This window comes from Prochlorococcus sp. MIT 1318, assembly GCF_047304505.1.
GTDB lineage: Bacteria > Cyanobacteriota > Cyanobacteriia > PCC-6307 > Cyanobiaceae > Prochlorococcus > Prochlorococcus marinus_D.
The window spans coordinates 168272-181683 of record NZ_CP138958.1; the positions used below are offsets into that span (position 1 = coordinate 168272).

At 54.9% G+C, this 13412-nt stretch carries 11 protein-coding genes and 1 tRNA gene; 7 read left to right on the forward strand and 5 right to left on the reverse strand.

Features of this window, described 5'->3' with window-relative positions; translation table 11 throughout:
* Window positions 1–9 precede the first annotated feature (9 nt).
* Window positions 10–798, forward strand: coding sequence for a creatininase family protein (locus SIB66_RS00975; RefSeq protein ID WP_063407285.1), 789 nt, complete (start codon window positions 10–12; stop codon window positions 796–798).
* On the forward strand, window positions 795–1088 hold the full coding sequence (gene gatC, locus SIB66_RS00980; RefSeq protein ID WP_063407286.1) for an Asp-tRNA(Asn)/Glu-tRNA(Gln) amidotransferase subunit GatC: 294 nt from the start codon (window positions 795–797) through the stop codon (window positions 1086–1088). The genes SIB66_RS00975 and gatC overlap by 4 nt, the downstream gene beginning before the upstream one ends.
* Here the strand turns inward: gatC and crtR are convergent, their stop codons facing one another.
* Together crtR and SIB66_RS00990 are read right to left on the reverse strand one after the other, a co-directional pair.
* Window positions 1089–2126 carry a beta-carotene hydroxylase gene (gene crtR / locus SIB66_RS00985; RefSeq protein WP_041384673.1) on the reverse strand — a complete coding sequence of 346 codons (1038 nt, stop codon included), beginning with the start codon at window positions 2124–2126 and terminating at the stop codon, window positions 1089–1091.
* A 46-nt stretch (window positions 2127–2172) separates the two neighbouring features.
* Window positions 2173–2254: transfer RNA gene (locus SIB66_RS00990), tRNA-Leu, on the reverse strand.
* A 1224-nt stretch (window positions 2255–3478) separates the two neighbouring features.
* Between SIB66_RS00990 and ileS the strand changes: the two genes are divergently transcribed.
* On the forward strand, window positions 3479–6385 hold the full coding sequence (ileS, locus tag SIB66_RS00995; RefSeq protein WP_063407667.1) for an isoleucine--tRNA ligase: 2907 nt from the start codon (window positions 3479–3481) through the stop codon (window positions 6383–6385).
* Between the two features lie 260 nt (window positions 6386–6645).
* Here the strand turns inward: ileS and SIB66_RS01000 are convergent, their stop codons facing one another.
* Window positions 6646–6867, reverse strand: a complete 222-nt coding sequence (locus tag SIB66_RS01000) for a hypothetical protein (protein WP_063421931.1) — start codon at window positions 6865–6867, stop codon at window positions 6646–6648.
* Between the two features lie 137 nt (window positions 6868–7004).
* The gene (locus SIB66_RS01005; RefSeq protein ID WP_063407288.1) at window positions 7005–7616 is read right to left on the reverse strand and encodes a DUF3177 family protein; all 612 of its coding nucleotides are present in this window, start codon (window positions 7614–7616) and stop codon (window positions 7005–7007) included.
* Window positions 7617–7686: 70 nt separating this feature from the next.
* On the opposite strand from SIB66_RS01005, the gene SIB66_RS01010 reads away from it, so the two are divergent.
* From SIB66_RS01010 to SIB66_RS01025, 4 genes are read left to right on the forward strand one after another with little or no spacing between them, the layout of a single operon-like run.
* Window positions 7687–8976: an FIST N-terminal domain-containing protein gene (locus tag SIB66_RS01010; protein WP_063407289.1), complete on the forward strand. Its 1290-nt coding sequence runs from the start codon at window positions 7687–7689 to the stop codon at window positions 8974–8976.
* Window positions 8977–8978: 2 nt separating this feature from the next.
* Complete coding sequence (trmB, locus tag SIB66_RS01015) at window positions 8979–9689, forward strand: tRNA (guanosine(46)-N7)-methyltransferase TrmB (RefSeq protein ID WP_063407290.1); 711 nt, start codon at window positions 8979–8981, stop codon at window positions 9687–9689.
* Window positions 9689–11008, forward strand: a complete 1320-nt coding sequence (locus SIB66_RS01020; RefSeq protein WP_063407291.1) for an IctB family putative bicarbonate transporter — start codon at window positions 9689–9691, stop codon at window positions 11006–11008. The genes trmB and SIB66_RS01020 overlap by 1 nt, the downstream gene beginning before the upstream one ends.
* On the forward strand, window positions 11005–11967 hold the full coding sequence (locus SIB66_RS01025; protein ID WP_063421929.1) for an N-acetylglucosamine kinase: 963 nt from the start codon (window positions 11005–11007) through the stop codon (window positions 11965–11967). The genes SIB66_RS01020 and SIB66_RS01025 overlap by 4 nt, the downstream gene beginning before the upstream one ends.
* On the opposite strand, the gene glmM is transcribed toward SIB66_RS01025, so the two are convergent.
* Window positions 11948–13354: a phosphoglucosamine mutase gene (gene glmM, locus SIB66_RS01030; protein WP_011131190.1), complete on the reverse strand. Its 1407-nt coding sequence runs from the start codon at window positions 13352–13354 to the stop codon at window positions 11948–11950. The two genes, SIB66_RS01025 and glmM, sit on opposite strands and share 20 nt — an antisense overlap.
* Window positions 13355–13412 lie beyond the last annotated feature (58 nt).

Sequence of the window (13412 nt, forward strand, 5' to 3'; positions counted from 1 at the left end):
CTCCCCATCATGTCTTCCACCCTGCCCGGCGCCGTCAGCAGCGTCGACTCCATTCGCCTAGCCCTGCGTAGCTGGCCAGAAGTGGACGACTATCTGAACCATTGCAAAGGCGTGATCCTGCCACTTGGCTCCACCGAACAACATGGACCCACTGGCGCAATTGGCACCGATGCACTCACCGCTGAAGCAGTAGCTCTTGAAGTCGGCCGTCGCACAGGGGTGCTTGTCACACCGACCCAAGCCTTCGGGATGGCTGAACACCATCTCGGTTTCGCCGGAACGATGAGCTTAAAACCCGCCACTTTGCTCGCATTGATCCACGATCTCGTGATATCCCTTGCCAACCATGGCTTCGAGCGGATCTTTGTGATCAACGGGCATGGCGGCAATATCGCCACCACTAAAGCCGCCTTTGCCCAGGCCTACAGCAGCGCCATCAGCAACGACCTACCCGTAGCATCCAAACTGCGATGCAAACTGGCCAACTGGTTTATGGCGGGCTCTGTCTTTCACGCAGCCAGAGAGTTATATGGCGATCAAGAAGGCCAGCACGCCACTCCCAGCGAAATTGCTCTCACCTTGCACATAGAACCCAGTCTGCTAAGCAAACAGCGGCCTCTAGCGGAGCCAGCCCCTGCAGGACCGATCCACGGCCCGGAGGATTTCCGCCGACGGCATCCGGATGGCCGCATGGGCTCCAACCCCTATCTCGCTAAGCCAGATCATGGTGCCTCATTGCTAGAGACAGCGGCTACCGCGTTGAGCGAAGATCTAACAAGCTTCCTTAGCGCAGCATGAGCAAGATCACCGCCAAAGACGTACGCAAAGTGGCCCAGCTAGCTCGCCTAGACCTGCCAGATGATCAGATCGCGACCTATACAGAGCAGCTAGAGAAAATCCTTGCTTACGTTGCCCAGCTTGAAAAAATTGATACCACGAACGTAAAACCCACCACTCGAGCAGTAGAAGTGGTGAATGTGACGCGTACTGACGAGGTCTCTGAGACACCAGTACGCGAAGAACTTCTAAATCTTGCCCCTCAACGCGAAGGCGATTTCTTCAGAGTGCCAAAAATTTTGGCCGAATAATCAACGTTTCTTCGGTTCTGGCAAAACAGCAGTGCGATGCAACAAACCAATCCAACGTCGCCGCCAACGGCGGCTGGGAATCAATTTGGCTAGTGGACGCATCTTGCTACGACGTGTTGTATGGCTACGGACACCCAAAACGATGTCATAGAGAAAATTAAATCCATCGGATCTACTTTCAAAAAATCCGAGTCGCTGAGGTGATCCCCTGGCATCCAATAGAGGTTTTGTTGCTTCGTAGGCCGGCTTATACTCAAACCAGGGAATAGAAGGCCATAAATGATGAACAAGATGATAATTCTGACCCATAATTAACCAATTCATCATCCTGCTTGGATACACTCTGGCGTTATGCCAACGGTCCCTTGCAGTAAAGGGACGATGGGGCAAATAGTCAAAGAAAAGGCCCAGGGTGACCCCAACCATTAAGGCAGGGCCAAACCAACAATTATAAACAAAATTCATGAAGTCAAAATGAAGACCAGCGATCACAATCGAAACAAACAAACCGCGCTCAAGCCCCCACTGCATCAGCTCAAAGCGACGCCATAAGCGTCGTTGAAAGAAGAAATATTCATGATAGAAAAACCGCGGCGCAATCAACCAAAGCGGGCCAAAAGTGCTGACAATGTGATCCGGATCATTGTTGGGGTCATTCACATGTGAGTGATGCTGAAGGTGCACTCTTGTGAACACAGGAAAACTAAAGCCCAGCAAAATTGCTGAACCATGACCCATGAACTGATTAATCCAAGGATTCGGATGAGCCGCCTTATGACAAGCGTCATGGATCACAGTGCCTTCCATATGCAAGGCGAAAAACGCCAATGCCACCAGAACTTGTAAAGGCCAATCACCAAAACACCACTGCCAAATCGTTAGAGCCGCCAAGCCATAACCGCCCAGGAACAATCCCACCGTGGGATTCCAAGGGGAAGGCGGATCGAGGTACTCCTTCGGCACCGTTAGCTGTTGAGAGGCCGACTTGGAGCTGGCTTCAGCCTCAACAGGATCCGGGTTGGAGAGTACCTGAGTCATCAAATGGAAACATACCCCCTGATCAAACCAGGGGCTTTAAAAAGGATGCCCACCGGGGGACTTGAACCCCCACGACCTAAGCCACTGGTACCTAAAACCAGCGCGTCTACCAATTCCGCCAGATGGGCACGTACTGAACTCTAAACACCACTCCAGAATGGACCTACACCGTTGTGCCAAAGATGCTGGCCACCCTCCTCGGGGAGTTCTCTCTCCTGTTCGGCCTGGCAGTACTCCTGCTACCGCTGCTTGCCACTGAACTCAGTCGCCCCCGTGACGGACTGTGGGGAGCTGTGGTGCTCATGCTGGGGCTGGGGCTGATCACCAGCAGCGACCGCTTGCAGGGGCCCCCAATGCTGGCAGTGATCTGTGGCGCACTACTCGTGAGCAGGCTCGGGGTGGAAGTCGCCCAAAACCGCTGGCAACAACTCAGCTTGGATGATCAGCAAGGGCTGATTTCTCGGGAGCGATGGACCACCAGCCTCAAGCAACTAGGAGCCTCTATCGCAAACCTGGGCAGCACCCTCAAGGGATTGATGGAACGGCTGCGGCCAAAACCCAACGCTGACCAAGACTCAGCTTTAGCCAACGAGATCACATCAGCGGAGGGATCTGAACCCAGCCCTGAATCAGGAGAAAGCCCTGAGCCTCTCACCACTGAGAGCTTCAAAGAACTGTTTGCCTCACTGGCAAGCATCGGTGACAGGCTCAACGGGTTGATCGAACGGGTGCGGCCAAAAGCAAACGCAACCAAGAAAAAATGGGTGCGTCCTGAACCAACCGCCGACCAAGACGCAGCACCAGCTGTTGAGCAACAGCCATCTACAAGCCAACCTTCATCAGCAAATCAACAAGCCATCAACATTCCCCCAGCGGTGTCAACCGAGTCGGCAGCAGCCGATCAAGCAAAAACCAACTCTGAACCTAAAGAAAGTTCTTCGGCTTCAGCCAATACCAGCCTCAAGACATCGGTAGCCCCCAAGCAGACCACTGAGCAACGATCAGAAGATCAGCAACCCGCTAAGAGCAAACAAACTATTGACGTTGGCAAAACTGACTCCCCTAAAAACTCAACACACCCTGAAGCAAAGGTTCAAGAACGCCCAGAGCCGAAAGCAAGCCAGCAGCAGACTTCAACGCCACAGCAAACGTTTGACCAACAGCCAACTGAAGCTCAACAGCCAACTGAGACTCAACAGCCCAAAGACATCCTCCAGGTGGCTCCCGCCAAGGCCCCAACAGATAGCGAGCCAGACACAACTTCAGACACTGAAGACATTCAACAGACAACAGCAGTAAAAACTGAATCGACACAGCCTTCCATTGATAATCTCTCCTGCTGCAGTGACACCGTGACCCAGGGAAAACAACCGGATGGTGTTGCACGAACCTCTTACAAGGACACTCTCAACCTTTTGCAAACCAGCTTTGGCATGCGCGCCAATGCAAGCCAACGAGAACCAGAGTTACAAGACTTCTGGAAGCAACAAGGCATTGATTTAGAGCTTGGCCTGAACAATCAGGGCCAAAACTTCACCCTTCATGACGGGCCGCCCTACGCCAATGGAGCCCTGCATATGGGCCATGCCCTCAACAAGGTGCTGAAAGACATCATCAACAAGCATCAAATCCTGCGTGGCCGTCAAGTGCGTTTCCTGCCCGGTTGGGACTGCCACGGCCTTCCGATCGAACTGAAGGTGTTGCAGAACCTCAATCAAGAGCAGCGCGAAGCACTCACACCACTGAAATTGCGCAAAAAAGCTGCAGCCTTTGCACGCAAGCAAGTGGACAGCCAAATGGCAGGCTTCCGCCGCTGGGGCATCTGGGCCGACTGGGAGCATCCCTACCTAACGCTTCAGAAGGAATACGAAGCCGCCCAAATCCAAGTGTTCGGCACGATGTTTCAAAAGGGATACATCTATCGGGGACTCAAGCCGGTGCACTGGAGTCCCAGCTCCCGTACAGCCCTTGCTGAAGCGGAGTTGGAATATCCAGACGGTCACACCAGCCCAAGTGTCTACGTTGCTTTTCCAGCAGCCAAGCTTCCCGAGAACTTGCGCACATCTCTTGGCAATCAGGGCCTGGAGCTGCCGAATAACGGCCTCGAACTCGGCCAGGCTCTGCAAATTGCAATCTGGACCACCACCCCCTGGACTCTGCCCGCCAACCTTGCGGTTTCGGTCAACGAAAAACTCGACTACTCCTTTGCAGTTGACAACCAAGGTCGACTACTACTAGTGGCCTCTGAATTGTTGCCATCGTTACGCGACACCCTCGCGCTGGAACTCACAGCTCGCGCCACGGTCAAGGGAGCCCTTCTTGCAGGTCTCATCTACAAACACCCACTACTGGATCGAGACAGTCCGATCGTGATCGGCGGTGAATACATCACCACCGAATCGGGAACTGGTCTTGTGCACACGGCCCCAGGCCATGGTGTCGACGACTTCAACACAGGCCAAAAGCACGACCTAGGCATGCTCTGCCCAGTAGACGAAAGCGGAACAATGACAAGTGAGGCGGGTCCATTCGCTGGTCTCAACGTGCTCAAAGACGCAAACCCCACCATCATTGCGGCACTTGAGGAAAGAGGTGCTCTGCTGAAGCACGAACCCTATGCCCACCGCTACCCCTATGACTGGCGAACAAAGAAACCCACCATTTTTCGCGCCACAGAACAATGGTTTGCCTCTGTCGAAGGCTTCCGCAATGAAGCATTGACAGCCATCAACAGCGTGGAGTGGCTACCAGCCTCGGGCCGCAATCGCATGGAAGCGATGGTGCGAGAACGGGGCGACTGGTGTATTTCCAGACAACGCACTTGGGGCGTGCCGATTCCAGTGTTCTACGAGCGAGAAGGCAATGAGGTGCTGTTGAACGACGAGACACTTGCTCATGTCAAGGCCCTGATCACAGAACATGGTGCCGACGTGTGGTGGGAACGCAATGAAGACGAGTTGTTGCCACCGGCCTATGCCGAAGAAGCTAAACGATGGCGTAAAGGAACCGACACGATGGACGTATGGTTTGACTCGGGCTCGAGTTGGGCGGCTGTTGCTAGTCAACAAGATGGCCTCGCCTACCCTGCCGAGCTGTACCTAGAAGGCTCTGACCAACACAGGGGCTGGTTTCAGTCTTCTTTGCTGACCTCCGTAGCCATCAACAGCCAAGCTCCCTATCGGCAGGTGCTCACCCATGGCTTCGCCCTCGATGAGAAGGGCCGGAAAATGAGCAAATCGCTAGGGAATGTCGTCGATCCAGCGGTGATTATCGACGGTGGCAAAAACCAGAAACAAGAACCTCCCTACGGCGCCGACGTTCTGCGCCTATGGGTGAGCTCTGTGGATTACTCCGCCGATGTTCCGATCGGAGCCAGCATTCTGCGTCAGATCGCAGATGTGTATCGCAAGGTGCGTAACACGTCCCGCTATCTGCTGGGAAACCTGCACGACTTCGATCCCGAGCGCGACGCGATTCCCGTGCCAGATCTACCCCTACTCGATCGCTGGATGCTGCAACGCACAGCTGAGGTCATGGATGAGATCTCAACGGCCTTTGATCGCTACGAGTTCTATCGCTTCTTCCAGTTACTCCAGAGCTACTGCGTGGTCGACCTATCGAACTTCTACCTCGATATTGCCAAGGACCGGCTCTATGTGAGCTCACCATCCGAACGTCGCCGACGCAGCTGTCAAACGGTGATGGCTCTCATCATTGAGCGTCTAGCTGGGGCCATTTCCCCAGTGCTATGTCATATGGCCGAAGACATCTGGCAGAACCTGCCCTACTCCGTAGCGGAAGACTCTGTCTTTCGTAGGGGATGGCCCACGGTCCCAGAGACCTGGCGAGACCCCTCAATGATGGCGCCAATGCACCAGCTACGTGAACTGCGCAGCGCCGTGAACCGCGTTCTAGAAGACTGCCGAAGCCAAGGAGAGCTGGGTGCGGCACTTGAAGCAGCTGTCCGCTTGGAAGCACACAGCGAAGCGCTCCAGGAAGCACTCGACTGGCTCAGGCAACAAGGAGATCCCGATGTGGATGGATTGCGCGACTGGTTGCTGGTGTCTCACTTACAAGTAGGTGGTGAACCATGGGCAGAACTACTGGCAAGTCAGGACAACACCTTGGCGACGATCGAGGTTGCCAGGGCTCGTGGTAGCAAATGCGAACGCTGTTGGCACTACGAAACTGATGTCGGCCAGCACACAACACATCCCACCCTTTGCGGTCGCTGCGTGGGCGTGCTCGAACATCAATAAAAAGGTGGGGGCTCCACGACATCCCCCCATCCATCACAACCATGTCACCACCAATGTCATCAGCACTGAGCCTTTGCGTCACTAGCGATATCCAGAGGCTTATCCAAGTCAATGCGGTGATGACATCAGCTCACAAGCAGCACACACGCATCCAGAACGGCAGTCATTGAACATTCTGCTTGAAAAAGCAAAACTCAAAGCATCGAAAGGGTACCAAAAAATCATTCAATCGCGCAGTGGATTCAATGATCAAGCCTCCATCAAAAAGCTCCAGTAGCAGAATCCGGCAATGGCATAGGGTCAACGTCAGGCAAACCAGATAGAAGAGATGTCTCTTCTTTGCTGGCCTGCTCTGAAAGGCCTGCATTCGAATTTGTATTAGCTTCTGCAGAAGGTGATCCACAGATAACCGCAGCAATACAAATTGCAGCAATCAGCGTAAAGAGCTTGTCGGTAATCAGCTCGGCTTTGTCGAATGTCATTGTCCTGATTTGGTTGTGAGGACAACCTGTCCTCGATGCACATAGCTTCTCTGCAAGTTCTCTGTGTTGTGTTGACGCGCCGCAAGACCCGAGGTGATTTTGCTCACAGCTCCTCTATCGCATCAAAGGCAATAGGGTCAGAATTCACCAGCAACCCGACCCTGACGGGGAAGTCGCACCAGGAGCCACTGCAGCAAGCCCACGACATAAGCCACCAAGGCCACATAACCAATAAATGCGGCGACCGCTTCGGTCCACTGTCCACCGAAAACGAAATCGAACAGTCGCTCCGCAACCCGATGCAACCCCTGCGGAGCCTCAAGCCAGACGCGACAATTAACCCCTGCAACGTCCTTCATGCAAGCAAGACTGGTTGACGCCATAGCCGCGGCCATTAGACCGAATCCGCTCAGAGCCCAGCGCCAAATACGCACCGTTAATGGCAGAGGCCGCCAGGGGGGTAAATCGGCAAGCTCCTCATTAAGGTCTACCCAAAACCAAACTGAAGCCACCATCAACAAGGGGGCCAGAAAGGTCGTCAGATAACCAATAGGCCTTTGATCGGTCAGCAACAGCACGCTGATGGCTAGCAAACTGGCAATCTTCCAATAGATGGTCAGTAAACGCACCATCGAAGCCTCCCGACGCACCGAAGCCCAGATCAACAAAACAAATGGCAGGCCCAGTGCAAACATTGCCGCAAGGCGGTAGGTCAGCCAGACCAGAGTGCGATAGGGGAGTTCAGGCACTTAGGAGGTTCGTGAAGGCGTCATTATCAATGCTGGCCTGAGTTCCGTCAGTGTTGTTAGGGTCCAATTCATGGAGCCCTTCTCTCCGCTCAATTGGTTCAGACGCAGCTCATCCCAGGCCAGCTGCCGAACGGCATTGTCCAGCCAACCTTCCCTTGAAGCTGCGGTCAACGAGGTGGCGGCAGCCCTGGCGGGGGGCAGCTCGGCCGATCTAGCACTCGTCTTTGCCTCCACCCACTACGCCAGCGATCTACAGCGATTGCTGCCTTTATTGCAGCGTCGACTGAAAGCAACCCACTGGTTGGGGTGTGCCGGTGGAGGCGTGATTGGCACCACAGCCAAAGGGAATGCCTCAGAGCTCGAAAAAGAACCTGCTCTCAGCATCACCATGCTGCAGCTGCCAGGAGCCATTCTCAAGCCCTTCTGCCTTGAAACCCAGTCATTACCAGACCTAGATGGACCAGCTCAGCACTGGCAAGAATGGGTTGGCGCTGATCCTTTCAATGCCCGCAGCATGTTGCTGCTTGTGGATCCCAGCTCACGCTCCATCAATGATCTCATTAGCGGCCTGGATTACGCCTACCCAACCACGACCAAACTCGGTGGCATTGCAGGCCCTCATAATGCCCCTCATGGCTCCCTGTTCTTTGACGACCGCGTTGTCATGGGCGCCGTTGGCTGCAGCTTTGGGGGCGACTGGAATCTGGAAGTCGTGGTCGCACAGGGTTGCAAACCGATTGGTCCTGTGTTCGCCATTGAACAGGTCCAAAAAAATATTCTTTTGGAGCTCAGTCACGAAAACCAGCGGGACAGTCCGATGGCCTGCCTACAACGCGTGTTAGATGATCTCTCAGAAGAAGAACGAGAGATGGTCCGGCATTCACTTTTTTTAGGAATAGAACGACGCGATCTGGTGTTAGCAGGAACCGGAGCACCTCAGCCTCAAGGAGCTTTTTTGGTGAGGAACCTGATCGGAGTAGATCCCAAGAATGGGGCCGTTGCCGTCGCCGAGCAAATAAGAGCTGGCCAAAACGTGCAATTTCAGCTGCGGGAAGCTGAGGCCTCACGGCAAGAATCTGAGCAACTACTCGGTGCCGCAAGAGAGCGCAATACCAGCCCCCCTCTCTTTGGCCTATTAATGGCTTGCCTCGGGCGAGGACATGGCCTCTACGGCGTACCCAATGGTGATGTACACATCGCACGCAAACTGATGGCAGAACTACCTATCGCTGGAGTGTTCTGCAACGGTGAAATCGGCCCTGCCGGAGGCGTTGGCGCTACCCACATTCACGGTTACACGGCCTGCTGGGGTTTGCTTAGGCATGACCCCTCTGCCTCGGAACCAGCCAAATCGGTCTAAGTGTGCGCCAGCACGTCAATCCCCTCAGCCGTTTCTTCCAACTTCCCAGGCCACTGCCAAGCCCGGAAGAAATGTTTGCGCAATCCAGCCGCCCTCTCCATCTCGACATCGGTTGTGCTCGAGGTGGCTTCCTGTTAAGCCTGGCTCCACTTCAACCAGAGTGGAATCATGTGGGTGTTGAGATTCGCCACCCGCTTGTGCTTTCAGCGGAAAGGGATCGCCAAGAACTCGAACTCGACAACCTCCGCTTCTTGTTCTGCAACGTCAATGTGAGCCTTGAGGAATGGCTTGATGCCCTGCCTAGAGATCAGCTGCAATGGGTGTCCATCCAGTTCCCAGACCCCTGGTTTAAACGTCGTCATCAGAAGCGCAGGGTGCTGCAACCCTCCCTGTTAATCGCCTTAGCAACAGCCCTGCAACCAGGCCGTGAACTCTTTATCCAGAGTGATGTGCTGTCTGTTATCGAGCCGATGGTGATGCTGATTGAACAAAGCAACTGTTTCGAGCGTCCTAAAAATGATTCCCATGCCTGGCAAAAGGCCAACCCACTGCCCGTGCCGACGGAGCGAGAACGTTATGTGCTCGATCAGGGTCTACAGGTTTACCGCAGGCTCTACCAACGCAACGACCAACAAGCTCCTGAACTGTCCAACCTCGAAGCTTTATGGCAACAGGTCGATAATCCCAGTGAAGAAGAACATAGCGACTGCTGATGCCTAAGACTGCGGCCCCACAGCCCCTTCTACTGCGCTGGCAGGGACGCATTCCCTCCTCTGAGGCGATGCAAATACACCTGCAGTGGATTGCGGGGTTGCTGTTGATGATGCTCCTAGCAACCCTGCCCATGCTGACTCGAACCGGACTTGGACTAACAATCCTCGCGGCCGGAGCGTTATGGATCATCTGGGGCTGCGTGACACCAGCTGGCCGAATTGGAAGCATCAGTAGCTGGTTACTTGTGTTTTTCGCTATTGCATGTCTCGCCACAGGGTTCTCACCCGTTCCATTAGCAGCTGCCAAAGGATTGATCAAACTCATCAGCTACCTGGGGGTGTACGCACTGATGCGACAGCTACTAGCCACCAGTAGCGACTGGTGGGATCGCCTGGTGGCTGCCCTCCTAACCGGCGAACTGATCTCTTCTGTGATCGCAATCAGGCAGCTCTATGCCCCTGCTGAGGAAATGGCCCACTGGGCAGATCCCAATTCAGTGGCTGCAGGGACAGTGCGAATTTATGGTCCGCTTGGTAACCCCAACCTGCTAGCCGGCTATCTCATACCCATCCTGCCGCTGGCCTTAGTAGCCCTACTGAGATGGCAAGGCTTGGGAGCAAAGCTTTACGCGATGGTCGCTCTAGGGCTTGGTATCACAGCAACCCTATTCAGCTTCAGCCGCGGTGGATGGCTAGGCATGCTTTCGGCTCTAGCTGTGATTTTGGTGCTGCTGCTGTTGCGCAGTACCAGCCACTGGCCTCTCGTCTGGCGTCGTCTGCTGCCCCTAATCGTGATTGTTTTAGGCACAGCCATGCTGGTGATAGCCGCAACCCAGATTGAGCCCATCCGCACCCGAATCACAAGCTTGATCGCAGGGCGAAGTGACAGCTCTAACAACTTCCGCATCAACGTTTGGCTATCAAGCCTTGAAATGATTCAGGCACGCCCGTGGCTGGGTATTGGCCCTGGCAACGCTGCCTTCAACAGGATCTATCCGCTCTTTCAACAGCCCAAATTCAACGCCCTAAGTGCCTACTCTGTTCCCCTAGAAATCCTTGTAGAAACCGGACTGGCTGGCCTCATTGCAAGTCTCGCTCTAGTAATTACCAGCATGCTCAACGGCCTCGCTGGCCTCTACTCAAATCATCCGCTGGCCCTCCCCGCTCTAGCAAGCCTGGCCGCCATGGCTGGGCTTGCGGTTCATGGCATCACAGATACCATTTTTTTTCGACCTGAGGTTCAACTCGTGGGCTGGTTCTGCCTGGCCACACTGGCCCAAACACAGCCAGAACAAAAGCAACTCCAACAGACAGAGTGAACGGCCTTTTCCTTGCAGGCTTTGATGCAGGCCAAACACAAACCCGATGCCGCCTAAGCCGCTGGCATCAAAATCAATGGTTGCCGATTGCAGAGGGCCTCGGAAGCGGCGTCATTCACCTGCACGCCTCTGACGGTGAAGAACGCTTTGAGAAAGCACTGCGAAGCAGCTTCAGCAAGGCTCTCGGCAATGCTGGATTGAGATCTGAAAAAGCTCTGATCTCTGCAGCGGCCGTCGGAGCAAGCGGAATAGAACATGACACCCCACTGCAAGAGCAAGCGCAGCACTTGCTCGCGCGTTGTCTAAACATCCCATCAAACCAATGCCTAGCAACTGGGGATGAACGCACAGCCCTGCATGGGGCCTTCCCCCAAGACGCAGGCATTGTGTTGATCAGTGGCACCGGCATGATCTGCATCGGGCGAAACGATCAAGGAAAAGAACAACGCTGTGGTGGCTGGGGTTGGCTACTTGATGAGGGTGGCTCAGCTCAAAACCTCGGACAAAAGGGGCTACAGCTCAGCCTGCGCATGGCCGATGGCCGTATCCCCGATCGACCTCTACGCGAGAAACTCTGGCGCGCTCTCAATTGCTCATCGGCAGCAGCTATCAAAGCCCTTGTTGTGCAGCCCAGTTTCGGTGCTGCCGGATTTGCTCAACTCGCGCCACTCGTCGTTGCAGAAGCTCAGGTAGGCGATAAGGATGCCATCGCAATCCTTGAACAATCAGCCCACTGCATCGCCGAAGCGATCGCAGGAGTTGCCCAAAGCCTTGAGTTATCGGCTCCCAAGATCTGTGGCAACGGCGGAGCCTTTGAACATCTACAACCCTTTCGCGAGCTGATCGAGCAAGCCATTGCCAAGCGACTGCCTACTGCAAGCTGGATCAAAGGCCAGGGGGATGCCCTGGATGGTGCTCTGCAGCTTGCACTCCGCCAACTCAAACGCAACCCCGATTGAGGTGTTGCTCGGCAAGGTCGGCCAACTGTGCTGTCCAGAACTCCACGGCAGCAGAATCCGCCGCTTCAATCATCACCCTTAACAACGGCTCCGTTCCACTCGCCCTTACCAAGACTCGGCCGTCTTCACCCATGGCTGCTTCTGCCGCCAAGACCGCCTCCTGCAGAGGCTCACAATGCTGCCAACCCATACGTCGTTCCAAATCAGGAACGCGCACATTGACCAACTTTTGTGGGAACGCCTGGAAACTCTGATCCAACCACTCACCAAGACTCAGCCCCCTGCCATGACAGAGAGTGGCAAGCTGCAAAGCAGTGAGCACACCATCACCACAAAGGCCATGAGCTGCTGAAAGGATATGGCCAGACTGTTCACCACCTAAAGCAGCATTGCTCTCCACCATGGCGGCATAGACATGCTGATCACCTACCGGCGTGCGTTCAAGAACCCCACCTCTTTGCTGCCAAGCCCTCTCAAATCCGAGATTCGACATCACCGTGGCCACAAGCCTTTGTTGAGGTAAAGCCTGCCGATCCTGAAGGTCTGATCCCCAGAGGTAGAGCACATGGTCACCATCGACGACGCGACCGTGTCCATCCAAAGCCAGCATCCGATCAGCATCCCCATCAAAGGCAAAGCCCATGATCGCGCCGCGCTCAATCACAGCTCGACGCAACGGCTCGAGCTGGGTAGAACCACAACCGACATTGATGCGCCTGCCATCCGGTTCACCATGCAACACAGTGAGATCAGCCCCAAGGGCCGCAAACACCTCAGCACCACAGGCTGTTGCCGCTCCCCAGCAGAGATCAAGCACAATGGGCACCCCATCCAGGCGTTGATGCAGCACTGAGGCAAGCAGGGCATCGCGATAGTGGCTAAGAAGCTCGTTGCGCTGATAAGCAGGGCCGCAACTCGTGATCGTTGGTCGACCTTTGTCACCAATGGCCTCGCCGCGAAGCCCCGCTTCGATGAGACCCTGCTTTGCTGGGCTTAGTTTGGCACCATCGGCCCCAAACACCTTGATGCCATTGTCTTCAGGTGGATTATGACTTGCTGAAACCATCAAACCGCCTGCAGCACCAAGCTTGCGAATTAATCCAGGCACAGCTGGGGTGGGACATAAGCCCAAGGTCCACACTTCCCGCCCTGCAGCGGTTAAACCAGCCGTTAATGCCGAGGCCACCATGGCCCCACTGCTACGGGAATCCATCCCGATCAACACCGGACCTTGATCAGGCAACACCTGACCACACCAGTAGCCCACCTGCAAAATAAACGCAGGCGTCAGCAACGTTCCGACCCGACCGCGAATGCCATCTGTGCCGAAGCTGGCCTGGGCCGTCCCGAGGGGAACACCTAAGGGGTCAAGAGCAGCAAAGACCATCAGGTCTCAAAAGTGGACTGAAGGTTAAAGGGCATGCGCCTGAGACTCAAGCGAGAGG

What these genes read in the sequence shown, in the direction of transcription:
- SIB66_RS00975 (WP_063407285.1), top strand. Translation starts at nt 10, where the DNA reads ATGTCTTCCACCCTGCCCGGCGCCGTCAGCAGCGTCGACTCCATTCGC.
- gatC (WP_063407286.1), top strand. Translation starts at nt 795, where the DNA reads ATGAGCAAGATCACCGCCAAAGACGTACGCAAAGTGGCCCAGCTAGCT.
- crtR (WP_041384673.1), bottom strand. Translation starts at nt 2,126, where the DNA reads ATGACTCAGGTACTCTCCAACCCGGATCCTGTTGAGGCTGAAGCCAGC.
- SIB66_RS01000 (WP_063421931.1), bottom strand. Translation starts at nt 6,867, where the DNA reads ATGACATTCGACAAAGCCGAGCTGATTACCGACAAGCTCTTTACGCTG.
- SIB66_RS01010 (WP_063407289.1), top strand. Translation starts at nt 7,687, where the DNA reads ATGGAGCCCTTCTCTCCGCTCAATTGGTTCAGACGCAGCTCATCCCAG.
- SIB66_RS01020 (WP_063407291.1), top strand. Translation starts at nt 9,689, where the DNA reads ATGCCTAAGACTGCGGCCCCACAGCCCCTTCTACTGCGCTGGCAGGGA.
- glmM (WP_011131190.1), bottom strand. Translation starts at nt 13,354, where the DNA reads ATGGTCTTTGCTGCTCTTGACCCCTTAGGTGTTCCCCTCGGGACGGCC.